The 20,956-nt window shown below is 63.7% G+C and carries 22 protein-coding genes; 15 read left to right on the top strand and 7 right to left on the bottom strand.

Features of this window, described 5'->3' with window-relative positions:
* Window positions 1-170: 170 nt before the first annotated feature.
* Window positions 171-917 carry a polysaccharide deacetylase family protein gene (locus V1283_RS20440; RefSeq protein ID WP_334393114.1) on the bottom strand — a complete coding sequence of 249 codons (747 nt, stop codon included), beginning with the start codon at window positions 915-917 and terminating at the stop codon, window positions 171-173.
* 155 nt (window positions 918-1,072) lie between these two features.
* Between V1283_RS20440 and mgtE the strand changes: the two genes are divergently transcribed.
* From mgtE to V1283_RS20420, 4 genes are all read left to right on the top strand, one after another.
* Window positions 1,073-2,506 carry a magnesium transporter gene (mgtE, locus tag V1283_RS20435; RefSeq protein WP_334388232.1) on the top strand — a complete coding sequence of 478 codons (1,434 nt, stop codon included), beginning with the start codon at window positions 1,073-1,075 and terminating at the stop codon, window positions 2,504-2,506.
* A 119-nt stretch (window positions 2,507-2,625) separates the two neighbouring features.
* On the top strand, window positions 2,626-2,976 hold the full coding sequence (locus V1283_RS20430; protein ID WP_334393113.1) for a helix-turn-helix domain-containing protein: 351 nt from the start codon (window positions 2,626-2,628) through the stop codon (window positions 2,974-2,976).
* 129 nt (window positions 2,977-3,105) lie between these two features.
* The gene (locus tag V1283_RS20425) at window positions 3,106-3,924 is read left to right on the top strand and encodes an aldo/keto reductase (protein WP_334388231.1); all 819 of its coding nucleotides are present in this window, start codon (window positions 3,106-3,108) and stop codon (window positions 3,922-3,924) included.
* Window positions 3,925-3,945: 21 nt separating this feature from the next.
* Window positions 3,946-4,833, top strand: coding sequence for a hypothetical protein (locus tag V1283_RS20420; RefSeq protein ID WP_334388230.1), 888 nt, complete (start codon window positions 3,946-3,948; stop codon window positions 4,831-4,833).
* A 5-nt stretch (window positions 4,834-4,838) separates the two neighbouring features.
* Here V1283_RS20420 and V1283_RS20415 read toward each other — a convergent pair whose 3' ends face one another.
* Window positions 4,839-5,516: a DUF599 domain-containing protein gene (locus V1283_RS20415; protein ID WP_334388229.1), complete on the bottom strand. Its 678-nt coding sequence runs from the start codon at window positions 5,514-5,516 to the stop codon at window positions 4,839-4,841.
* A gap of 101 nt (window positions 5,517-5,617) precedes the next feature.
* Between V1283_RS20415 and V1283_RS20410 the strand changes: the two genes are divergently transcribed.
* The 4 genes from V1283_RS20410 (at window position 5,618) to V1283_RS20395 (ending at window position 8,388) form a co-directional block, all read left to right on the top strand.
* The gene (locus V1283_RS20410; RefSeq protein WP_334388228.1) at window positions 5,618-6,274 is read left to right on the top strand and encodes a glutathione S-transferase family protein; all 657 of its coding nucleotides are present in this window, start codon (window positions 5,618-5,620) and stop codon (window positions 6,272-6,274) included.
* Window positions 6,275-6,574: 300 nt separating this feature from the next.
* The gene (locus tag V1283_RS20405; RefSeq protein ID WP_108517906.1) at window positions 6,575-6,778 is read left to right on the top strand and encodes a hypothetical protein; all 204 of its coding nucleotides are present in this window, start codon (window positions 6,575-6,577) and stop codon (window positions 6,776-6,778) included.
* A gap of 151 nt (window positions 6,779-6,929) precedes the next feature.
* Window positions 6,930-7,907, top strand: a complete 978-nt coding sequence (locus V1283_RS20400; RefSeq protein WP_334388227.1) for a hypothetical protein — start codon at window positions 6,930-6,932, stop codon at window positions 7,905-7,907.
* Window positions 7,908-7,947: 40 nt separating this feature from the next.
* Complete coding sequence (locus tag V1283_RS20395; RefSeq protein ID WP_108517902.1) at window positions 7,948-8,388, top strand: DUF1489 family protein; 441 nt, start codon at window positions 7,948-7,950, stop codon at window positions 8,386-8,388.
* Here V1283_RS20395 and V1283_RS20390 read toward each other — a convergent pair.
* Both V1283_RS20390 and panC read right to left on the bottom strand, forming a co-directional pair.
* Window positions 8,385-9,173, bottom strand: coding sequence for a hypothetical protein (locus tag V1283_RS20390; RefSeq protein ID WP_334388225.1), 789 nt, complete (start codon window positions 9,171-9,173; stop codon window positions 8,385-8,387). The two genes, V1283_RS20395 and V1283_RS20390, sit on opposite strands and share 4 nt — an antisense overlap.
* Before the next feature lie 66 nt (window positions 9,174-9,239).
* Complete coding sequence (gene panC, locus V1283_RS20385; RefSeq protein ID WP_334388224.1) at window positions 9,240-10,091, bottom strand: pantoate--beta-alanine ligase; 852 nt, start codon at window positions 10,089-10,091, stop codon at window positions 9,240-9,242.
* A gap of 340 nt (window positions 10,092-10,431) precedes the next feature.
* On the opposite strand from panC, the gene V1283_RS20380 reads away from it, so the two are divergent.
* Complete coding sequence (locus tag V1283_RS20380) at window positions 10,432-11,367, top strand: division plane positioning ATPase MipZ (RefSeq protein WP_334388223.1); 936 nt, start codon at window positions 10,432-10,434, stop codon at window positions 11,365-11,367.
* Between the two features lie 25 nt (window positions 11,368-11,392).
* Here V1283_RS20380 and V1283_RS20375 read toward each other — a convergent pair whose 3' ends face one another.
* Complete coding sequence (locus tag V1283_RS20375; RefSeq protein ID WP_334388222.1) at window positions 11,393-12,475, bottom strand: zinc-binding alcohol dehydrogenase family protein; 1,083 nt, start codon at window positions 12,473-12,475, stop codon at window positions 11,393-11,395.
* 107 nt (window positions 12,476-12,582) lie between these two features.
* Here V1283_RS20375 and V1283_RS20370 point away from each other — a divergent pair, with 107 nt between their 5' ends.
* The 3 genes from V1283_RS20370 (at window position 12,583) to V1283_RS20360 (ending at window position 15,438) form a co-directional block, all read left to right on the top strand.
* Window positions 12,583-13,368, top strand: coding sequence for a helix-turn-helix transcriptional regulator (locus tag V1283_RS20370; protein WP_334388221.1), 786 nt, complete (start codon window positions 12,583-12,585; stop codon window positions 13,366-13,368).
* Between the two features lie 317 nt (window positions 13,369-13,685).
* Window positions 13,686-14,582 (top strand): alpha/beta fold hydrolase, encoded by an 897-nt coding sequence (locus V1283_RS20365; RefSeq protein WP_334388220.1) that lies wholly within the window; start codon window positions 13,686-13,688, stop codon window positions 14,580-14,582.
* A gap of 91 nt (window positions 14,583-14,673) precedes the next feature.
* On the top strand, window positions 14,674-15,438 hold the full coding sequence (locus tag V1283_RS20360; protein ID WP_334388219.1) for a VWA domain-containing protein: 765 nt from the start codon (window positions 14,674-14,676) through the stop codon (window positions 15,436-15,438).
* Window positions 15,439-15,562: 124 nt separating this feature from the next.
* Here the strand turns inward: V1283_RS20360 and V1283_RS20355 are convergent, their stop codons facing one another.
* Complete coding sequence (locus tag V1283_RS20355; protein ID WP_334388218.1) at window positions 15,563-15,967, bottom strand: DUF302 domain-containing protein; 405 nt, start codon at window positions 15,965-15,967, stop codon at window positions 15,563-15,565.
* Window positions 15,968-16,126: 159 nt separating this feature from the next.
* Here V1283_RS20355 and V1283_RS20350 point away from each other — a divergent pair, with 159 nt between their 5' ends.
* A complete protein-coding gene (locus V1283_RS20350; RefSeq protein ID WP_334388217.1) occupies window positions 16,127-16,852 on the top strand; it encodes a DnaJ domain-containing protein in 726 nt (241 codons plus the stop codon).
* A 379-nt stretch (window positions 16,853-17,231) separates the two neighbouring features.
* Here V1283_RS20350 and V1283_RS20345 read toward each other — a convergent pair whose 3' ends face one another.
* Entirely contained in the window at window positions 17,232-19,061 is a 1,830-nt protein-coding gene (locus V1283_RS20345) for a D-alanyl-D-alanine carboxypeptidase (protein WP_334388216.1), read from the bottom strand.
* A gap of 401 nt (window positions 19,062-19,462) precedes the next feature.
* On the opposite strand from V1283_RS20345, the gene V1283_RS20340 reads away from it, so the two are divergent.
* Window positions 19,463-19,801 (top strand): phasin family protein, encoded by a 339-nt coding sequence (locus tag V1283_RS20340; RefSeq protein WP_334388215.1) that lies wholly within the window; start codon window positions 19,463-19,465, stop codon window positions 19,799-19,801.
* Between the two features lie 607 nt (window positions 19,802-20,408).
* Window positions 20,409-20,741 carry an ATP-dependent Clp protease adapter ClpS gene (gene clpS, locus V1283_RS20335; protein WP_334388214.1) on the top strand — a complete coding sequence of 111 codons (333 nt, stop codon included), beginning with the start codon at window positions 20,409-20,411 and terminating at the stop codon, window positions 20,739-20,741.
* The last annotated feature ends 215 nt before the right edge of the window (window positions 20,742-20,956 follow it).

The following is a 20,956-nucleotide window of genomic DNA, read 5'->3' as shown; positions in this document are numbered from 1 at the left end:
AAGACCTCCAAATACGCTACCGACCATAGAACCCCGGCTTCATTCCAAGAGCACGCAACGGCTTACATCTGGCGCCATGAATGCCGCCTTAATCACCTGATTTCTACACCTAATTTGGCTTCGGGGCGTGATCCAGGCCACACAACCGCGTCAGCCCAACAGATCGTGATCTAATGTGCTTTGTCGGACACGGTTTTGGCCCCTGCCGGGACCAGATGGACGACGCGGTAATGATTGTCGCGGAGGTAGCGCAGGAAGGCTGGCAGCATGGCGGCGGTCTGCGCCTTGGGATCGTGCAGCAGGATGATGCCCTTGCGAGCGATCTGCAGCCGCTCGGTAAGCAGCTTCAACTGCTGTGCCGGCGTCATCGGCATCCAGTCGCTGGCCCAGAGGTCGGCGCCGAACACGGCGATGCCGCGCTGTTGCAAGGCGTCCAGCGTCGCAGGCGTCATTTCAAAGAAAGGAAAGCGAAAGAACGGCGTGCTCGGGGTCGTGGTGGCCGTTCCGTGCAGCGCCGTTTCGACCGCCGCGATGCCCTTGTCGATCTCGCCGATGGCGGCCTCCGGCTTCATGTATTTGAGATTGTGGTGGGTCCAGGTGTGGTGCGCGATGGTGTGACCCTGCGCCGCTATTCTTCGCACCAGCTCGGGATGTTCCGAAGCAGGCTTGCCGATCAGGAAGAATGTCGCGCGCACGCATTCCTGCGCGAGAACAGCCAGTACCTTGCGGTCGGTCGCCGGCCATGGCCCGTCGTCGAAGGTCAGCACCACCTCGTGGTCCTCCAGCGGCAGCGTCTGTGGAAAGCTCTTGAGGCCGACGCGCGGTGAGGTAACGGCGTCCACCGCGAGAACGCGTGAGGTGCCGAGCGCGTCCTTGCGGGGACATTCGGCGGCCGGCGCCGCCGTAACGAAGGTCATCCATGCTGCGACCGCCGCGCACAGCGCCGCGCTAAAATTTAGGGTCATTTGCCGTTGGACATATTTGGCATTGCGCTGGGCGCAGCCGATTGGGTAATGCGTGCAGCTATAGCTCAGACGAGTTCTCTCATTCTGTCAAACCGGCGAGGCGCGGCATGGCCGAGAATATCGACGTTGCCCAAGCCGAGGCGCAACCTGCGCAGGGCTCCGTGCTCGACCATCTCCTGATGCGGGATGAAGAGGGGCAACTGCGTCACGAGTTTGTCGAAGAGATCACCCGCGCCATCCACGCTGCCGACCGGCCGCTGTTGTGCGAGGTGGTGGCGGAACTTCACGAGGCCGATCTCGGTGATTTGATCGCCGCCCTCGCACCCGACGACCGCGTCACGCTGGTCGAACTGACCGGCACCGATTTCGACTTCTCGGCGCTGAACGAGGTCGACGATTCCGTCCGCGAGGAAATCCTCGAGGAACTCGAACCGGAGACGGTCGCCGAGGGCGTTCGCGAACTGGAATCCGACGACGCCGTCGAACTGCTCGAAGGCCTCGATGAGGCCGATCAGGAAGAGATCCTTGAAAAGCTGCCGCCGGCTGAGCGCGAGCCGCTGGAGCGTAGCCTGCTTTATCCGGAAAATTCCGCCGGCCGGCGGATGCAATCCGAGTTCATCGCCGTGCCGCCGGACTGGACCGTGGGGCAGGCGATCGACTACATGCGCGACACCCCCGATCTGCCGGACCGGTTCTACGAGATCTACGCCGTGGATTCCGAAAAGCACTGGCAGGGTGCGGTCTCGCTTGACACGCTGCTGCGGGCGCGCCGGCCGGTGCCGATCGCCGACCTGATCGACGAAGACCGTCGTCGGGTCTCCGTGCTGGACGACCAGGAAGAGGTCGCGCGGATGTTCGGCAAGTACAATCTGGTCGCGGCTCCCGTCGTCGACACCACCAACCGGCTGGTCGGCGTCATCACCATCGACGACGTGGTCGACGTCATCGAGGAAGAGGCCGACGAAGACCTGAAGGCACTCGGCGGCGTCACCAGCGACGAAGAACTGTCCGACAATGTCTGGACCATCGCGCGCGCCCGCTTCAACTGGCTGCTGGTCAATCTGGCGACCGCGTTTCTGGCGTCCTCCGTGCTCGGCCTGTTCGAGGGCCAGCTCGAGAAGATGGTCGCGCTTGCGGTGCTGGCGCCGATCGTGGCGAGCCAGGGCGGCAACGCGGCGACCCAGACCATGACCGTGGCGGTGCGGGCGCTGGCGACCCGCGAACTCGGCTCCAACAATGCGTTGCGCGTGGTGATGCGCGAGGCGATGGTCGGCCTCGTCAATGGGCTCGCCTTTGCCGTGATCACCGGTGTCGCCGCGGTGGCCTGGTTCAAGATCCCGGGCCTCGGCGTCGTGATCGGGCTTGCCATCATCTGCAACCTGGTGGCCGGTGCGCTCGGCGGCATCCTGATCCCGATGGTGCTGGAACGGGTACGTGCAGACCCCGCGGTGGCGTCGGGAACCTTCGTCACGACGATTACCGACGTGGTCGGCTTCTTCTCGTTCCTCGGCATCGCCACGCTGTGGTTCGGGCTGAAGTAGCGTTTTCGAGCGAAGTGGATTTCCGGGTCGCGTGAAGAAAACGCCTCGGAACAAGGTGTCATTTATCGTTAATCGGGTCTTAAGGCGCTTGTCCGATGATGTTGGCTCACGAGGTCAACATGCAGCGCTTGCGGCTGAAAGCGGACGGACGGATTGTCGAACTGCGGGACGGGCAGGAATTTCCGCTCGCGCCGATGATGCCCGAACCCGCGTTCGCGACGCCTTCAGCCTTGCCTGACGCAGCGCCGGACGAAACCGGCACCTTGCCGGCCGTGCGTGACCTTCGCCGCCGCGCGCAGCTAACGCAGATCGAATTCGCGGCACGGCTCGGCGTGCCCGTCGAAACCATCCGGAATTGGGAGCAGGGCAAGCGTGTTCCCCGAGGGCCGGCGCGGGCGCTGCTCGCCGTGATCGCCCATTCGCCGGAAACCGTTTTCGCAGCGCTTGCCACCGAACCGGAGCCCGTTTAGCTCGCGGTTTGATGCGTTTTCTTCCCGCACGCCGGACCCACTCCGCCGCAGGATATCGCTTCAAAAACGCTAACTGTTGGCACGGCTGTTTCCGCAGCCCATAATGGGGCCGGTCCGCGGATACAACCAATGCTGTTTGTCGAAGCCAATGGCGCAAGAATTCCGGCGATCGGGCTGGGCACCTGGGAATTGCGCGGACGAAGCTGCGCACGCCTGGTCGAGCAGGCGCTGCGGCTCGGCTATCGCCACATCGACACCGCGCAGATGTACGACAACGAACGCGAGGTCGGCGAGGGCCTGCGCGCCTCGGGCGTGAAGCGCGATCAGGTCTTCCTCACCACCAAGATCTGGCCCTCGCATTTCGCGCCCCACGATCTGGAGCGTTCGGCCAAGGAGAGCCTGGTGCGACTGCGCCTGACCGAGGTCGACCTGCTGCTGCTGCACTGGCCGAACCCGCAGGTGCCGCTGGTGGAGACGCTCGGCGCGCTGGCGCGGGTCAGGCAGCAGGGCCTCGCGCGGCATATCGGCGTGTCCAATTTCACCGTGGCCCTGATCGAGGAGGCGGTGGCTTCATGTCCGGAACCGCTGGTGTGCGACCAGGTCGAGTACCATCCCTATCTCGATCAGACCAGGGTGATAGAGGCCTGCGCGCGCCACGGCATGGCCGTGGTGGCCTATAGTCCGGTCGCCAAGGGCCGCATCAAGAGTGACCGCGCCTTGCTGCGGATCGGTGACCGCTATCGCAAGACGGCGGCGCAGATCTGCTTGCGCTGGCTGGTGCAGCAGGGCGTGGCGGCTATCCCGCGAACTTCGAAGCTCGAGCGGCTCTCGGAGAACATCGAGATCTTCGATTTCGAACTGTCGGAAGCGGACATGCAGCAGATTTCCGCCATGGGCAGCGCCGGCGGCCGGCTTACGGATTTCGGTTTCGCACCGAAATGGGATTGAGGAGTTGCCGCGCCGGACGCTATGCTGGCGGGCAGCGAATATATTGAACATCGTTCTGATGCGATGGACCTGCGGCGGATCATACCCTCTGACATCACGGCGTCTGCGATCGCGCATCTGTCGCTGCTGACGCTGGTGCTGCTGTTTTCCGAGGTGCATCCGTTCGGCGCCGTGACCGCCGAGCAGATCCCGGTGGAGATCGTTACCCCGCAAGAGCTTGCCGAGCAGCAGACGCCTCCCGAGCAGCCGCCTGCCGAAAACAAGCCGGAACCGGCGCCAACGCCGCAGCCTGATTTCTCGCTGCTGGACAAACCGGCAGCGGCCAGTCCGCCTCCGCCAACGGCACAGCCGGCGCCTGCTGCGCGGCCGCAGCAGCAGGCTGCGCTCGCCGCGCCGCGCGCGGCTCAGCCGCAGTCAGTCGCGTCGCCGCCGCCACAAGCGGCGGCGCCGGGCTACAAGCCGCCCGAACCGGATGTCTCGGTCAAGTATCAGGTGCTGCTGGGCTTGCCGCCGGACCTCTCGCCAGCGCTGCCGCCCGCTCCCGCGCAAGGCCCCAACAAGGGTGACGACGATTTCGACGCGCCGGCGGTCGAGGCGGCCGATATCGCGAGCACGCTGGTGGCGGAGTTCCGGCACCACCTCAAGACCTGCTCGAAATTGCCGGCCTCGCTGTCGAGCACCGACGACGTCAAGGTCAAGCTGCGCGTGTTGATGACACCGGACGGCAGGCTCGCCGCCGAACCGATCCTGATCGAGGCCAGCGCTTCCATGAAGGGACCCTTGCTGATGCAGGGCGCGATCCGCGCACTTTCGGCCTGCCAGCCCTATGCCATGCTACCGGCGGACCGCTACGGTGAATGGAAGGTGCTCGACCTCAGCTTTACGCCACGGGATTTTTCCGCGTCCTAGAGCGGCTAATTCCCCATCGCCCGCCACGCGTTCGAGGCGAACTGCCGCCGCCAGGTCACGATAACGACCAGCGCGGTGGTTGCGAACAATACCCAGGGGCTGACGAACCAGCCGAGATAGCCGAGCGCGAAGAAGAACGCGCGCTGGCCGCGGTTGAAATGCCGCCCCGCCGCCTCGAACAAGCGCGTCGTTCGCATCACATGGGCTTCCGCCTCCGCGGTGTCGCGCTGTGACGACGGCGGCATCGCGCCGAGCAGGATCGCAACATAATTGAACAGGCGGTACGACCAGGCGAATTTGAAGAAGGCGAAGATGAAGATCAGGATCAGGCCGACGCATTTGATTTCCCACAGCGCGGGCGAGGGGGTGAGGTCGACCGGCAGTTCGCGCAGCACGGCAAGCGCATCGTGGGTCGCGCGCAACAACGCCAGCCCTCCGCCAATCGCGATCAGGCTGGTGGAGGCGAAGAAGGCGGTGCCGTTCTGTAGCGAGGCCATGATCTGCATGTCGACCATGCGCGCCTCGCGGTCGAGCATGTTCCGCACCCAGACCTCGCGAAAGCGGTTCATGCGCGCCGACAGGCTGTCGCGGCCGTAAGCCGTGCGCTCGAGCGTGAAGCCATAAGCCAGCCACTCCACGACAAAGAACACGACGGCGGCGATATCGACCCAATAGGCGCCCATGTGGCGAGATCCCCGGTGGTGGCTATGGCATCGAGATGTACAGGTTGAACGCGTGCGGTGCACTATGGCAAGATCAGGAGCGCAACAGGATTTCCCCGCAAATGTTGAAACTGGTCATCGGCAACAAGAACTATTCGTCATGGTCGATGCGGCCGTGGCTGGCGCTGCGCGCCAATGAAATTCCGTTCGAGGAAGTGTTCATCCCGCTCTACACCGATGACAAGGCGGACAAGGACCGGATTCTCAGCTTTTCCCGCGCGGGCAAGGTGCCGGCGCTGATCGATGGTGGGGTCACGGTGTGGGACTCGCTTTCGATCATCGAATATCTCGCCGAGAAATTCCCGCAAAGCCGACTGTGGCCGGAAGACCGCGCGCGCCGGGCGCATGCGCGCTCGATTTCGGCGGAAATGCATTCGGGCTTCATGCCGCTGCGCAACGAATGCGGCATGAACCTGCACCGGCCGGTCGGCGCGGTCGATCTATCGGATGACGCACGCGCCAATGTAGCGCGCGTTCAGGAAATCTGGGCCGATTGCAGCAGCCGTTACGGCAAGGAAGGACCGTTCCTGTTCGGCGCGTTCGGTGGAGCGGACGCGATGTTCGCGCCGGTGGTGCATCGCTTCCGCACCTATGCGATCGAGGTGAAGGGCGAGGCGCGGCATTACTTCGATGCGATGATGTCGTTGCCGGCATTCGAGGAATGGACCCGCGCCGGCCTTGCGGAAACGCTCGTCATCGAGCGGTTCGAGACGGTTTGATTTCGCGCGGGCGGCCGGCGGTCCGGCGGTGGGCGCCAAGGCCCCCGCAGCACTGCGGCATGCGATATATTGCCCGCCGGACTGTCCTATATTGGGAATGGCGGCCTGAATATTAGGCAGGCGGATTCCCGGGAGTCGGAAAAATTCTCGCTTATCGCCCTGAAAAACATGCGGAATTTGCGTATTTGCCATGCCCCGATGTTACTGGCTTTTCGGAGGGCGGCTGTGCTAGGTTGCCGCAGGGTTCTCAAGTCGGCCGAAAGCTAGCGGGACCGTGAGCGCGGCCGGCGTTCTTGCGTAATGGAGAGGGCGTTGAAGCATAAGTACTCCGTTGGAGAGACTGTCTATTTTACTGCCAGCAACGTTGCCCGTCCGGCCGCCAGCGGCACCTATGAGGTGATCCGGTTGCTTCCGACCGACGGTGACGACTGCCAGTATCGCATCAAAAGCTCGACCGAAGCTTTCGAACGGGTCGCCAAGGAAAGCCAGCTCGCGATTTCCTGAAACAGTTGTGTGCAAGCAGCCGGCTGACGGAGTTCCACCTCGCTCGCCGTCAAAAGGCCCCGTTCGCAAAACCATTCTGCCGAAAAGCGAATGCGACAAAGACGCATTCGTCGTTCGATCGCGTTTGATGCTGCGATAAGGGACACCGCGCATGAACTGGGACTGGGCTGCTTCGCTGGATAATATCTGGCGCTCGCCGAACATTCCGTTGTACCTGACGCTGGCCACGGCCGGATTTGTCGGGATCATTGTTCTGATCACGCTGCTGCGTTCGGAGAGATCCGTGGCCAACGGCGTGCTTGCCCTCATCACGCTGCTCGCGGTCGGGGTCGGGGGGGCCGTGACCTTCCGCGGCTTCGGCACGGCAAACGTGGTTCAGTCGACGGAAGCGCGTCCAGTTCAGACGGCTATTGCGCCGTTGCCGCAGCTTTCCTGCATTGACGAACTGGCCGGCGATGCAGTCCTCGCCGCGTGCGAGAAGGTGCTGTTCGGTTCGGCCGAGTCGGTGGCTGCGGCCGTGGCCTACGCCGCCTCGCAGATCACGCTGCTGACCTCGCTCGGAGATGTCGCCACCGCGAACAAGGGCGCCGGCTCAGACCTGCTGGCGCTGCGCCGCGCGGTCGAGCGCGACCGTTACGGGCTGATGGCCTATGTGCTGATGGTGCGGGACCGTTGCACGCCAGCCGCCTGCCGCGCGTTCCGTTCGCTGACCGAGACGCGCCAGATTGCCGCCAACATGGAAGAGCGTGCCTATGAAAGCCTGATCATGCGCTATGCGGCGTCGTGGAGCGCGCCGCAGGCCGCGACGGGCATGATCGCGGCGCTGCCGCCGTCGCTCCCCACGGGCAAGCCCACCAACGCCGAATTCCCGACCTCGGCCTCCACCCCGGCGGTCAGCATCATGACGCCCGAGCCATCGCTAGGTGCCGCGCCAAAGCCGTCGTCTGCAACTGCGGCTGCACCGGCTTCGCCAGCCGCGCCACGTCCGGCCGCGGCGACACCGCCGGCATCGCCCCCGGCACAGACCGCGGCCAAAAAGCCGCCGCCGGCGCCGAAGCGGCCGTCCGGCGCAGCGCCGGTCCAGCTCGCGCCGTCGGGTTCGGCGCCCACAGCTGATAACACCGAGTGATCTTTTCAAAGCGCGCGCGGGCCGCTACATCGGCGGGATCATGCCGCTTCATCTCATCAAGCTTGCCGTCGGCTGCGAGTCAGTCAAGGAACTCAAGGGCTGGGTTGCCGAACGCATGGCAACCGCCAAGAAAAAGGGCCTGCCGCTTCGTCACGTCCACATCACGCGGATGACGCCGAAGCGCGACGCGGAAATCCTCGCCGGCGGCTCGCTCTATTGGGTCATCAAGGGTGAAATCGCCGCGCGCGAAAAGATCATCGCGCTCGAGCCGTTCCGCGACAAGGACGGTATCGGGCGGTGCCGCCTGGTGATGCAGCCCAAGGTGTTCGCCGTCTCGCCGCGGCCGATGCGTCCGTTCCAGGGCTGGCGCTACCTCACCGAGGACGCCGCGCCGCCCGATCTCACCAAATCCTCGGCCGCCAGCGTGGCCGCGATGCCGGAACCGATGCGGCGCGAACTGCGCGATCTCGGGCTGCTCTAAGGCGACGCTGACGTCACGACGTGCAGTCTGGCCCACTCGGATGGCGGCATTTCGGTCTGGCGCTTTGCCTCCGAATTCCGGTCGACGATGTCAACGAGTTCCGGTTCAACGCCCATGTCCCGCAGATAGCGGCGCAACTCCTCGCCATATTGAACGGTCAGCCCTTGGCGCCGTTCTTCGGAGACATTGGGTGCCAGCCGGTTGCGGATTGACATGCCGCTCAGTATCACCCTTGTGCCGGCGGGCAGGCTTCGGTGCACGCCGCCGGCCAGCGTCAGCACGCAGGCGAGATCGCAGCGGGTATCCATCAGCGTCAGCTTGGCATCGAGCGGCCCGCCCGGACGCTTGAGCGCGAAACATTCCGTCTCGTCTTTTCCATGGCAGGCCTCGACGTCGGTCGTCCCCGCTGATGTGTCGATGCCATGGTCGCGCAGGATACGCCCGAGGCTGGCCGCGACGTTGAGATTGGAATCGCCCCAGGCATGGATGATCACCGGAAGCTTGCGCCCGGCCTGGCGGTCAAGGATCGCGATCAGCCGCTTGTGGGTGTCCCACTGAACGGTGCCTTCGGCGGCGATCCATTCGGAACAGCCTTTCCCGCAGGCACCGTCCGCACCGTGCGCGACATAAAAGATCATGGCATTGACCGGCGAGCCGATGCCGCCGACTGCCGGCCGGTGCGGATCCTGAGCCTGCGCGTAGCCGGCCGCAGAAAGACCGATCAGCCCTCCGATGATGGCAGCGCGTAGCGACGTGGCATCCCCCTGCAAGATCCCGCAAATCACGGGCAAATCCCTTGGCGCGGGATTTTCGATCCTGTGCTTGCAGGGTGCAAGGCAGTTCCCGGCTACTTACACGCCGATGTTATCGATCAGGCGCGTCGTGCCGAGTTTTGCGGCAACGAGGATCCGCACCGGCCCGTCCTTCATCGAGGTGATCGGCGCCAGCGTCTCGGCGTGCCGGGCCTCGAAATAATCCAGCGCGAAGCCGGCGCCGGTGATCAGTTCCCGCCCGGCTTCCATCGCAGCCGCAAAATCTTCGCCGGCCTTCAGCCGCTTGGCGCTTTCCTTCATGGCGCGGAAAAGCGTCGGCGCTGTCTGCCGTTCCTCCGGCGAGAGGTAGACGTTGCGCGAGGACATCGCCAGCCCGTCGCGTTCCCGCACGGTGCGCGAGCCGATCACCTTGACCCCGAGGTCGAGATCGGCGGCCATCCGCGTCACCACCCGTAGCTGCTGAAAATCCTTCTCGCCGAAAATCGCCACATCCGGCCGGACTTGGGTGAACAGCTTGCCGACCACGGTGGCGACGCCTCCGAAGAAATGTGGCCGGAAACGATCCTCCAGTCCGGCGGTGGCCGGACCTTCCGACACGATCCGGGTGGCAAAGCCGTCGGGGTACACCGCCTTGACGTCCGGATTCCAGATCAGGTCGACCTTCTCGGCGGCGAGTTTGGCGACGTCGGCCTTCCAGGTGCGCGGGTACGAACCGAAATCCTCCGTCGGCGCGAACTGCGTCGGGTTGACGAATATCGAAACGATGACTTTTTGCGCCCGGCGCTTCGCGAGCCGCACCAATGACACATGCCCGTCGTGAAGCGCTCCCATGGTCGGCACCAGCGCGACGGCGGCCTTTCGGGCGCGCAAGGCCTCGACGGCGCGGCGCAAGGCGGGAACGGTACGGACGACCATGGGACTTCGCGACATCTGGCCTCGATCTGTTGCAGCTTCTGATGGGGTGAGGGGGCCGGCGGCCCCAAGCCTTTCGGCGGGCGCGCCGACCTTATAAGGCCGGAGCATTGCATAAGGCCAGAGCATTGCCACCAAGGTAACACGGGAATGCCAAGGTTGCGGCAGCTCAACGCGAACGCCAGACGCTAGGCCCGGCTGGTTGAAAAGTTTGCGACTGATCGCGGCAACGGAACGAAGTCCGCACCATCGGGATTCATCATTAAAGACACGCTGCGAGCGAATTGAATGCGTCGTCGCGCATTTCACTTGACGCGCAGCCGTGCGTGATTTGAAGATATCGTGTGGGGGTTGAATCATGTTGGTTCAGGCGAGTCAGGGTCAATTCGGTTCGGCGCACGTTGTCGTGCTTGGCAACGAGAAGGGCGGGTCGGGAAAATCCACCTCCGCCCTGCATATTGCCGTTGCCCTGATGAAGGCCGGACAGCGTGTCGCCACTATCGATCTCGACTGCCGCCAGCAGAGTTTCACCCGCTACATCGCCAACCGGAGCGCGTGGGCGCGCCGCACCGGTCTCGACCTCGAAATCCCCGTGCACTACTGCGTCAAGCTCGGCGAGACGATGCAGATCGCCGACAATGAAAATTCCGAGTTCCAGCAGTTCATGGAGGCGGTGAGCGCAATCGAGCGCGCCTTCGACTTCATCGTCATCGATACGCCGGGTTCCGACTCCTATCTGATGCGCCTGGCGCATTCGATGGCCGACACGCTGGTGACCCCGATCAACGACAGCTTCCTCGATTTTGACGTGCTTGGCACCGTCGATCCCGCGACCTATTCCGTGACCGGCGAGAGCCATTATGCGGAGATGGTGCGCGACGTCAGGCGCAAGCGCCGCCAGCTCGACGGCGCCACGACCGACTGGATCGTGGTGCGCAACCGCCTGTCGATGATTGGCTCGCGCAACAAGCAACTGGTCGCCGACAGCCTGAAGGACCTTTCGCTGCGGCTCGGTTTCCGTTCGATCGACGGATTTGCCGAGCGGGTGGTCTACCGCGAATTCTTCCCGCGCGGACTGACGGCGCTGGACGACATCGACGAGGCCACCCTCGGCACGCGGCCGAGCATGGGCCATGTCACCGCGCGCGAGGAAGTGACCAGCCTGTTGCGCCAGTTGAAACTGCCGCTCGACGAACGCGGCCGCCGCCGCGCCGCGAACCGCGCCGAATGGTTCACCCAGGTCGACAAGCCGCTCGAAGTCCATGACATCATCGGCGACATCATCAGCGCCTGACCTCCCAAGCTGCCGGCTTGCCGGCCTATCGCGGCTGGATCACCGTCATTCTGAAGGGACCGCTGTGGGCGGCGGCATGCGAGACCGCCTCGTTGGCGTGGTCGAGACCGAAGGCTGTGATCTCGAAATGATCGAGATCGACCAGGCCTGAGCGGATCAGGCCAGCCATCAGGGTGGCCGCATGTGGCGGGTACATCCATTGCCCCCGGAGCGTGATGCAGTTGCGCATCATCCAGGGGTAAGGCAGGTCGAGGCCGGCGCCGCCCTGCATGCCGACGCCGCCCATCAGCACCACCCGCCCATACGGCCGTACCGCCATGATGGCAGTCCGCACCTGCACGGCATTGGCCGCGGGCGGAAGGATGTCGAGCACGCAGTCGATCGGGCCGGGTGCCGCCTGCAGGATGCGGGCGCGATCGTCAGCCTCGTGGCCGCGCATCGGCACGCTCCGGACGCGGTTGCCGAACCGCCGCGTCAGTTCGGTCAGCGCCTGCTCGTTCCGCCCGGTCGCCACCACACACTGCGCGCCCATCCCCAATGCGACGGCGACGGCGGCGCTGCCGAAACTGCCGGTGGCGCCATTGACCAGCGCGATCTCTCCGGCTTGCAGTTTTGCGGCGAGGAACCCGCCATAGGGCACGAGCAGCGTACCGAGCGCGCACCAGCGGCCCCCGTCCTTCTCGTCGATGTCGCCGATCGGAACCGCGTTTTCCGTCGGCAGCCGCATTTGTTCGGCCCAGGCGCCGTCATGGAAATATCGTTGCAGGCGCAGGCCGCCCTCGCTGCCGGCGGTGAGGCCCTGCAGGGCGATGTCGGGCGATAGCGCATTGTCGCGCGAGCGCACGGTCGGATCGCAATAGACCCAATCGCCGGGACCAAGCCGGGTCGCATCGGGGCCGGTGGCGCGGATGCGGCCGATCGCGCCGGGGCCGGGCACCACGGGCAGTTCCAGCAAGTATTTTCGCTCCCCGCTGAGCACCTCGTTGGCGTAGGCCAGCACACGGCTCGCCGCGACGTCGACAATGACCTCGCCGGTGCCAAGCTGCGGGTCGGGGACGGTCTCGATCGCAAGCGGTGATCCAAATGCATTCAGGACGGCAGCCTTCATGGGGCCTCCTCATTTCGGTTGAAACCGCATTCTCGCGGGCCTTCAAGGTCTCAACAAGACCTGGTATTATCCTAGGATTGTAAAACCCCTTCTCGGACACGGCGCGCATGGCGGCACCAGGTACGAATTCGAGGCAAAGCGAACTCGGCGACTTCCTGCGGTCGCGGCGGCAGAAGCTGACGCCAAAGGTGGTCGGGCTATCGGCGGGCCGGCGACGGCGCACGCCCGGCCTGCGGCGGGAGGAGGTGGCCGAACTCGCCGGCATCGGTGTCGACTGGTACATCCGCCTCGAGCAGGGAAGATCCGTCAGCCCGTCGACTGCGACGATCGACGCACTGGCGCGCGCGTTGCGGTTGACCAAAGCCGAACACCGGCATCTGACGGAGCTGACGCAAAATGCCGACCGGCGCCCTTTCGTCCGCGAGACCGTCCCGCCGGCGATCCGGCGCACGGTCGAACAGCTCAATTTGCCGGCCTATGTCACCGGACGGCGTTGGGACATTCTCGCCTGGAATGCGGCTGCGGAAGAAATCTTTGCGTTCAGCCGGCTGGCGGAGGCCGATCGCAACAGCCTGCTGTCGGTGCTGACCAACCCCGCGACGCGGCGGCTGTTCGGCGCGTCATGGGCGGAGGAGGCCCGACGCATCGTCGCCCAGTTTCGTGCGACACATGACCTGTGGGCCGGCGACCCCGCCTTCCGCGACCTGTTGGCGCGTCTGCGCGAAGGCTGTCCGGAATTCGCAGGATGGTGGGAGGCCCATGACGTCAGCGGCGTCGCGGCAGGACGGAAATCCTTGATCCATCCCAAGAAGGGCCGTCTCAAACTGGAGTATGCGAGCTTCCAGGCCAATGACGACCCGGCCTTGAAGCTCGTTATCTACACCACGGTCTAAGCCTTCGGAAACGTTGCCGGTATTTTTGCACCTGACGGCCGGCAAGTTCCCGGGAACCAGTCCGACACCAGCTCGTTTTCATTAGACTTTTATCCAACCCTCGAACCAAAGCTTGATGGGAGGCGTCGTATGCAATAATGGGGCTGAATTTTGTGGGGATTGAGCGGCTGCACAATGGATAGGTGCATCGCACAATGATCAGGCGGTCAACACACAACATTTGGCCTTTATGTCACGCCATCGTGACGTATATCATTAACAAGGGACCGAAAGAGTCTCAGAACAGGGATGGCCCCTAGCGGGGCGCGAGGACGAAAATGAAACGTGGAATTCTGGTTCTGCTTTCACTCTCCGTGCTGGCCACTGCCGGGTATTTCACCGCGAGCAAATGGGCGATCAAGCACGAGACCATTGCGTTTCATGATCCAGCCCGCGACAACCGCCTCGTGGCTGTCAGCGTTGCCGTTCGCCGCGACAAGGAAATGCAGGCCAATAGCGGCTTGATCAAGCTTCCAGTTGCGATCCTCAACCACGGCAACACCGTCAAGAACACCGAGTATTCTTTCCTTGCAAACGTCTTCGCCTGGCGCGGCTACCTCGCGATCAGCCCGCAGCACGATCTGCCGACCGATCCGCCGATGGTGACCAAGGTCGGTGAACCCTATGTCGGCCGTCTGCCGCAGATTCAGCGCGGCGTGGCCAACATCCATTTCGCCATTCACGAAATGCAGAAGGTCCAGCCCAACGCAGACTATGAAAAAGTAACGATGGTCGGCCATTCGATGGGCGGCGACATCTCGATGTATTTCGCCAAGGAATATCCCGACGAGATCAAGAAGGTTGTGACGCTCGACAATCTGCGCGTGCCGTTCCTGACCGACGGCAAGTTCAAGATCCTGTCGTTCCGCTCCAAGGATACCCACTTCAAAGCGGACCCCGGCGTCGTACCTGACGACGAGCAGTGCGAGCAGGCCGGGATCACGGTCGTGAACACCGGCTTCCAGCATAACGACATGCGGGACACCGGGCCGGACGCAGCCAAATCCTCGATCGAGTCGATGCTCGACAAGTTCCTTCAAGAGTCCGACAAGAGCGGCGAGTTGAAGCCCGTGCCGACCAATGTGCCTGACATTTTGACCGCCAGCCCGGGACCGGTGCCGCTGTCCGTTCCGTTGGCCAGCAACCCGACGCCGAATAAGTCCGTCCCGAACTAGACGGTCGTCGTGCCGTTGCGTCGCTGTCCGGCGCATTGACCGCCGCCTGGCGCCGTCCCACATAGAGCTTGCTGCTTACCCGCGAGCGCTCATGGCCGGCGAACCCACCAAACCGAAATCGGCAGGCGACGTTGCTTCGGCAAGGGCCGAGGCGCGTAAAGGCGGCTTGCTGCCGGAGACCAAGCCGTCGGCATCGGAAGACATCGCAGCCTTCGTGGCGAAGGCGCGCGCGATGTCGCCGCACGGGCCGGGCGCCAGGGGCAGGCTGGTGTTTGCGCTCGACGCCACCATGAGCCGGCAGCCGACCTGGGACATGGCCTGCGCGCTGCAGGCCGACATGTTTCGCGAGGCGGCCTTGCTCGGCAGCCTGGATATACGGCTGGTCTATTACCGCGGCTTCAACGAGTGCCGCGCCACCGGCTGGATCTCCGATTCCGCCCAACTGGCAAGGCTGATGGGCAAGATCGATTGCCAGGGCGGCAACACCCAGATCGGCAAGGTGCTGTCGGAGGCGCGCCGCGAGGCGGTGGCGTCCGGCGTGCGCGCCGTGGTGTTCGTCGGCGACGCCATCGAGGAGTCGGTCGATGATCTCTGCGCCAAGGCCGGCGAGCTCGGCCTGCTCAAGGTGCCGGTGTTCATGTTTCAGGAAGGCCATGACACCTCAGCGGAACAGGCCTTCCGCGAGATTGCGCGGCTCACCGGCGGGGCATGGTGCAAGTTCGATCCCGGCGCCGCGGCGCAGTTGCGCGAACTCCTGCGCGCCGCCGCAGCCTATGCCGCCGGCGGGCGCGAAGCGCTGCTGCGGCTGTCGAAAACCGCAAGCGGCGCGGCCTTGCTGATCGGCCAGATGAAGTGAACATCAGGCGGGTGCTGCTTGCGGCGGTGGTGCCGGAGCAGCATGCGTTCCTGCAGGAAGGCGGCGGGCACGATCGGTGGTTTGAAGCAGGTGGTCATGCGCGCACCTGTTATCGCGTCAAACGTCACGTCGACGAAATTGCCGCTTGCGCCACCGCATCAAGCGCCTTGGACATCATGCCGATCACTGTTTCCGTTTCGCCGGCCACCCCGTGCCGCTGTGCGAGCCATGCAGGGTCGTTGTAGGAAAGCCAGGTGGCGCCGGAGGCATCCTCCCAGACCAGCGCCTTCAGCGGCAGGTCGATGCCTGTGGTCTGAACCGTCTGCATCAGCGGCGTGCCGGCTTTGCCGTTGCCAAAGATCAAGAGCTCGGTCGGCCGCAGCGAGAGTGCTACGCCGGCGGCACCGGCCGCATGGTCGATGCGGGCGAAGACCGTCATGCCGCGGGCCTTCACCTCGGCCTCGAGCCGGCTCATGGTGTCTTTCGGTCCGTAGCTGCTCCGAAGGGTGGTCAGTCCGTCTGCTGCCATTCGCGCGCTCCTTCAATCTGCGCCGCTGTCGAAGCCAGATTACAAAATCAGTCAGGCCGCCGCCAAGGCTCGCCTTGCCAAGGCCGCTTGTGCCCTTGTCACGCCTGGGTGAACGAACGGCGCCATGCATTTTGCGGCCAAAGCGATTATAGTGGAGCGATGCCAACCCTGATTGCCGGCGTTGTCGCCGTTGTCGTTCTTTATTTGCTGCTGCAGATGTTTCGTGCGGCCAACCCGGTCGTGCTCGCGCGTGTGATCAAGATCGCGGGTGGCGTGCTGGCGCTGGCGGTCGCAGCCTTCACCGGGCTGCGCGGCGAGCTTGCGGTTGCAATTCCGCTCGGCATCTTCGGCGCCGGTCTGCTCGGCTGGTCGCCGTTCGGGCCGGGCAGCTTCAGCAATATCGGCGGGATCTTCGGCGGCAGCACGCAACGGTCTTCGGGGCAGGCCTCGCGCGTCCGCTCGCAGTTTCTCGACATGAGTCTTGATCACGACAGCGGCGCACTGTCGGGCCGGATCGTGGACGGACCGAATGCCGGCCGCACGCTCGACGAATTCGACCTGCCGCAGTTGATCGCGATGATCCCGGCCTTCGACGCCGAGAGCGTCGCCCTACTTGAAAGCTATCTTGACCGCCGGTTTCCCGCTTGGCGTCAGAACGCGCAAGGCGACACGGCAGGGGGGCACCGCCGCGCGGCGGCGAGTGGTAAAATGACGGACGAGGAGGCCTATCAGATCCTTGGCCTGCAGCCGGGGGCGGGGCGTGACGACATCAGCCGGGCGCACCGCGCCCTGATGAAGAAACTGCATCCCGACCAGGGGGGCTCGACGTACCTCGCTGCCCGCGTAAATGAGGCCAAGGATATTCTTCTTCGCACGCATCTCTAGCTAACTCCGGCTCACGCCACCGACGCTACAGACCGAGAGTGCTTCCGTATCTCTGGCTGACGCCCCACATCGCCCGCCGTTGTCCGGCGTGGTCGATCGTTCATTGCAGGGAAACCTAACCCTAAATTCTTGACGAGAAGTTTTCGCCTGGCTGGATCTGGCGTGATCGCGCGAGAGCCGCCTCGACTGTGCTCTCAGGGTTTCAGTTCTGACGGGGCAAACCGAAACTCCTAACTTTTGGTTGACGCGTTTTCGTCACGCGAACCGAGACCCACCCACGGATCAAGTCCGAGGGCACGCTTGGCTTGAAACCGCTATGAAAACAACAAAGCCGGCGCTTCCGGCGCCGGCTTTGCGAACTTCAACGCGGAGTTTCGGATCAATTCCGAACGGTCATGCAGGAAATGTCGGCGCGCTTGAGCGTGCGGCATACAGCCTCGGCAGAATCGCGATCGAGACCGGCGAAACGGGCGCGGTACAGCGTGCGATTGTCCTTGGACATGACGGTTTCGGTGAAGGGATCGGCCTTGCTGAGCAGCGCGCTGGCCTTGGTACGGGCGAGATCGATCCGCTGCTTGGCTTCGCTTTCGCTTTCGAGCGCGCCGACCTGGACGATCCAGCCGGTGCGTACCACCGCTGGCGCGGCTGGCTTGACGGCGTCGTTCTGTTGCACAGCCTGCTGCGGCTGGACATGGGGCGACGGATCGGCAAAGGCCAGCGTCTGCGCGTGCGAGGCGTGCGCCAGGCTGGAAGCGGGCAACACGCCGAGCACGCCGTTCCCGGTGCCATGGCCGGCCGGCTGCTGCGGCATGGCTGCCCTGAGGGCTTCCTTGGCGGCTTCGGCCCTGGCCTCGGCGGCGTTTGCGACAACGGCGCTGGAGGTCTCGGCGATTTCGGGGCGGGCAGGAATGGTGCTGGTGACCGGCGGCGCCGCGGGCTGCGAGGGGCCGGCAGCCGCCAGTTTTATCGGCCCGGCCTTGACCTGGACCGTCTTGACCTTGACCGGCTTCATCGGCTCAGCCGAGCCCGGGATCGCCGAGATGGACTGGGACTGAATGACGCCGCTGGTCAATGGTGCGGGTTCGGGCTTGGCTTGCGGCTCCAATTTGTTCTGCTCGATCTTGGCGGGCGGCGGAGGCAGGGCAGCGGCGGCAGCCGCCATCAGCGCCGGCGCGATCGAGCGCGTCACCGGCATGGCTGCGGGCCCCGGTTCGGCGCTGCCGGACTGGGCCACCTCGGCCGGACGCGCAGCGGTCTCGGCTTCGGCCACATCGACACTGCCGTCGGCGGGATTCCGCTCGGTGATCGCGGCGACGGTACGCTTGGTCGCGCCTTTCTCCAGGTTCTCGGCCAGCAGGTTGCGCATGATGGCGTCGCGCGAACCGCCGCTGCGGCCACCCAGCACCACGCCGACGAGGTGGCGGTTGCCGCGGCGCATCGAGCTCACGAGGTTAAAGCCGGAAGCGTGGGTGTAGCCGGTCTTGATGCCATCGACGCCTTCGACATTGCCGAGCAGGCGATTGTGGTTGCGGATCGACTGGCCGCGATAATTGAACACGGTGGTCGCGAAGTAGCGATAGTAGCGCGGATAGCGATCCTGGATCGCGCGGCCGAGCGTAGCTTGATCGCGCGCCGTGGTCAGCTGTTCGTCGTTGGGCAGGCCGGAGGCGTTGCGATAGGTGGTCTTGCTCATGCCAAGCGCGCGCGCCTTGCGCGTCATCAGCTTGGCGAATTCGTCTTCATCGCCGGCAATGGCTTCGGCGATCACGACGGCAGCGTCGTTGGCGGAACGTGTCACCAGGCCTTTGATGGCATCCTCGACCTTGAGCGTCTGGCCGGGCTTGAGACCGAGCTTGGTCGGCGCCTGTTCGGAGGCGTGCTCGGAGACTTCCATCTCGGTGTCCAGCTTCATCTTGCCGGCGTCGAGCCGCTCGAACAGCAGATAAAGCGTCATGATCTTGGTCAGCGACGCCGGGCGCCGGATACCATCGGGATTGTTGGAACTGAGCACCGCGCCGGAATTGCCGTCGACGATGATGGAGGAGAACTGCGGGCTGTAGCTTTCCCGCACGACGTGGTGGTGCCGACGGTGCTTGTAGCGGCGCGCCTCAGCGCTCTCGCTCGAGATCAGTATCGCCGTGGTGAAAGTAATGAGCCCGAGGGCGCACACGCGCAAAGCGCGCGAGGAAGCCAAGGTTGTACGAAGCATTTACTTCCCCGTCCCAATTTCTGTCTTGATCACCGCCACGTGAGGCAAAATTGTGCCCAACAGTCGCTGATATTTCCCCGTTCGAAGTCCCAATCCGGCCATCAGGCGCGGCTGGTTTGGCCGATCAGGTCGCTGTTCTAGCTAAGATGCTGTTCACAAACAGCTTTCGGGCTGTCTGCCGGAAGGCGAACAAGGTCCAGGAATCAGGTTAGGCCGAGCGAGTTTCCAAAAGATTAATTAACCGTTGCGTAAGACCCCGGGTTTTTGCGCTAATAGGCCATATTTGTGCGTCGCACAATATTTGTTGACTTTATTGTGCGGTGCACATACAAGGGTGACGTCAGGGGCCGGGACCTCCCGGCAATCGGTTTACACCTGCAGTCTGGGAAAGGACTCCATCGATGGTCAAGGTTGAAGACATTCAGAACTACGGCAAAGAGCATCTCGAATCGGTTGCCGCTTCCGCGAGCAATCTGCAGAGCGGCGTTCAGGCGATCGCAACCGCCTATGGCGATTACGCCAAGAAGTCGTTCGAAGACACCAAATCGTACGTTGAAAAGCTCTCCGGCGTGAAGTCGCTGGACAAGGCGATCGAAGCGCAGACCGAATTCGCGCGCTCGTCCTACGAGACCTTCGTCGCCGAAACGCAGAAGATCGCCGGCCTCTACACCGATCTCGCCAAGCAGACCTTCAAGCCCTACGAGGGCCTGGTCTCGAAGTTCACCCCGGCCGCGCACTAATTCGGCGACTTGATACTTCGCAAATAAAATACCTCGCAAATAAAAAGCCCGGCCGTTTCGGCCGGGCTTTTTCTTGTGCCTCGACCAGGCTCTTGGCGGCGGTCTGCATGGCCGTATCAATCCGGTCACGTCGAGCACCATCGCAACGCGCATGCGCACGTTGCCCCAGGCCGAGGTGGAACTAGATAAAAACGGGTCAAAGCGCGCGTACCGCCGAACCGGGCGCCAAAAGCGCCTGCAGCAGCGGCTAAACGGGCAGTCGCGATCCTTTGTCAAATCCGGCAGAAACGATTAACCTTGCTCCAGATAGCCGAGCCGGGAATCGGGCCGGTCGCGAGTCGCGCCGAGGCGGCATTTGTGCGCTTGCGGTGATCCGGCGGCGGACCCATATTCCAGGTGCCGGCCCGGCCAACGGGTCGGACCGGGGAGCGGCGATCTGGAAAAGCATTGCTGGGTACCTTGCGGTGGCGCACGCCAGCCGATCGCGAGTGAGCCGGGATGTGCTATTCGGTCACCCCTTGGAATTTTGAACGCCTGAGCCATGTTGCAGTTAACCTTCAAATCTTGTTCGTCCGTGACGGAAATGTCAGCCGCGCCTGCTCCCCGAATGAGCAATGACGAGAACCGCAACAGCGGAACCGGCGGGCCGTCGACGTCGGTCATCACCAAGGTCAAGCCGAAGACCAAGCGTCCGAACCTGTATCGCGTCCTGATTCTGAACGACGACTACACGCCGATGGAGTTCGTCGTTCATGTGCTGGAAAAATTCTTCCAGAAGGACGCCGAAGCGGCCACCAAGATCATGCTCCATGTGCATCACCACGGGATCGGTGAGTGCGGCGTGTTCACCTACGAGATTGCCGAGACCAAGGTCACGCAGGTGATGGATTTTGCGCGCAAGCACCAGCATCCCCTGCAATGCGTGATGGAAAAAAAATAGCCACGCATGGCGCTCGACCCGGCCGGAGACAAGGAACGGGTCTTGCATCGATTGCGTTGACGAAAGCCGATTGTATTCCCGGTAGTTTTTCGGGGTGGGATTGCGTGCCGTGAGGCGTGGTGCCGCAAATTTAGAGGAAAACCACGTTTGCGGAACCGGTCTTTCGCCACGATCGCAGGTAACTATATGACAGGGGATGACGAAGGTTGTTGTTG

Origin of the sequence: Bradyrhizobium sp. AZCC 2262, assembly GCF_036924535.1 — a bacterium.
Taxonomy (GTDB): Bacteria; Pseudomonadota; Alphaproteobacteria; order Rhizobiales; family Xanthobacteraceae; genus Bradyrhizobium.
Note: the sequence above shows the minus strand (reverse complement) of the source record. Positions and strands in the feature narration are given on the sequence as shown.

Coding starts and splice junctions, on each gene's coding strand:
- panC (WP_334388224.1), bottom strand. CDS start 10,091: ATGTCGCGAAGTCCCATGGTCGTCCGTACCGTTCCCGCCTTGCGCCGC.
- mgtE (WP_334388232.1), top strand. CDS start 1,073: ATGGCCGAGAATATCGACGTTGCCCAAGCCGAGGCGCAACCTGCGCAG.
- V1283_RS20395 (WP_108517902.1), top strand. CDS start 7,948: ATGCCGCTTCATCTCATCAAGCTTGCCGTCGGCTGCGAGTCAGTCAAG.
- V1283_RS20350 (WP_334388217.1), top strand. CDS start 16,127: ATGCCAACCCTGATTGCCGGCGTTGTCGCCGTTGTCGTTCTTTATTTG.
- V1283_RS20355 (WP_334388218.1), bottom strand. CDS start 15,967: ATGGCAGCAGACGGACTGACCACCCTTCGGAGCAGCTACGGACCGAAA.
- V1283_RS20340 (WP_334388215.1), top strand. CDS start 19,463: ATGGTCAAGGTTGAAGACATTCAGAACTACGGCAAAGAGCATCTCGAA.
- V1283_RS20410 (WP_334388228.1), top strand. CDS start 5,618: ATGTTGAAACTGGTCATCGGCAACAAGAACTATTCGTCATGGTCGATG.
- V1283_RS20400 (WP_334388227.1), top strand. CDS start 6,930: ATGAACTGGGACTGGGCTGCTTCGCTGGATAATATCTGGCGCTCGCCG.
- V1283_RS20405 (WP_108517906.1), top strand. CDS start 6,575: ATGGAGAGGGCGTTGAAGCATAAGTACTCCGTTGGAGAGACTGTCTAT.
- V1283_RS20425 (WP_334388231.1), top strand. CDS start 3,106: ATGCTGTTTGTCGAAGCCAATGGCGCAAGAATTCCGGCGATCGGGCTG.
- V1283_RS20345 (WP_334388216.1), bottom strand. CDS start 19,061: ATGCTTCGTACAACCTTGGCTTCCTCGCGCGCTTTGCGCGTGTGCGCC.
- V1283_RS20430 (WP_334393113.1), top strand. CDS start 2,626: ATGCAGCGCTTGCGGCTGAAAGCGGACGGACGGATTGTCGAACTGCGG.
- V1283_RS20415 (WP_334388229.1), bottom strand. CDS start 5,516: ATGGGCGCCTATTGGGTCGATATCGCCGCCGTCGTGTTCTTTGTCGTG.
- V1283_RS20370 (WP_334388221.1), top strand. CDS start 12,583: ATGGCGGCACCAGGTACGAATTCGAGGCAAAGCGAACTCGGCGACTTC.
- V1283_RS20375 (WP_334388222.1), bottom strand. CDS start 12,475: ATGAAGGCTGCCGTCCTGAATGCATTTGGATCACCGCTTGCGATCGAG.
- V1283_RS20420 (WP_334388230.1), top strand. CDS start 3,946: ATGCTGGCGGGCAGCGAATATATTGAACATCGTTCTGATGCGATGGAC.
- V1283_RS20360 (WP_334388219.1), top strand. CDS start 14,674: ATGGCCGGCGAACCCACCAAACCGAAATCGGCAGGCGACGTTGCTTCG.
- V1283_RS20365 (WP_334388220.1), top strand. CDS start 13,686: ATGAAACGTGGAATTCTGGTTCTGCTTTCACTCTCCGTGCTGGCCACT.
- V1283_RS20380 (WP_334388223.1), top strand. CDS start 10,432: ATGTTGGTTCAGGCGAGTCAGGGTCAATTCGGTTCGGCGCACGTTGTC.
- V1283_RS20440 (WP_334393114.1), bottom strand. CDS start 917: ATGACCTTCGTTACGGCGGCGCCGGCCGCCGAATGTCCCCGCAAGGAC.
- clpS (WP_334388214.1), top strand. CDS start 20,409: ATGAGCAATGACGAGAACCGCAACAGCGGAACCGGCGGGCCGTCGACG.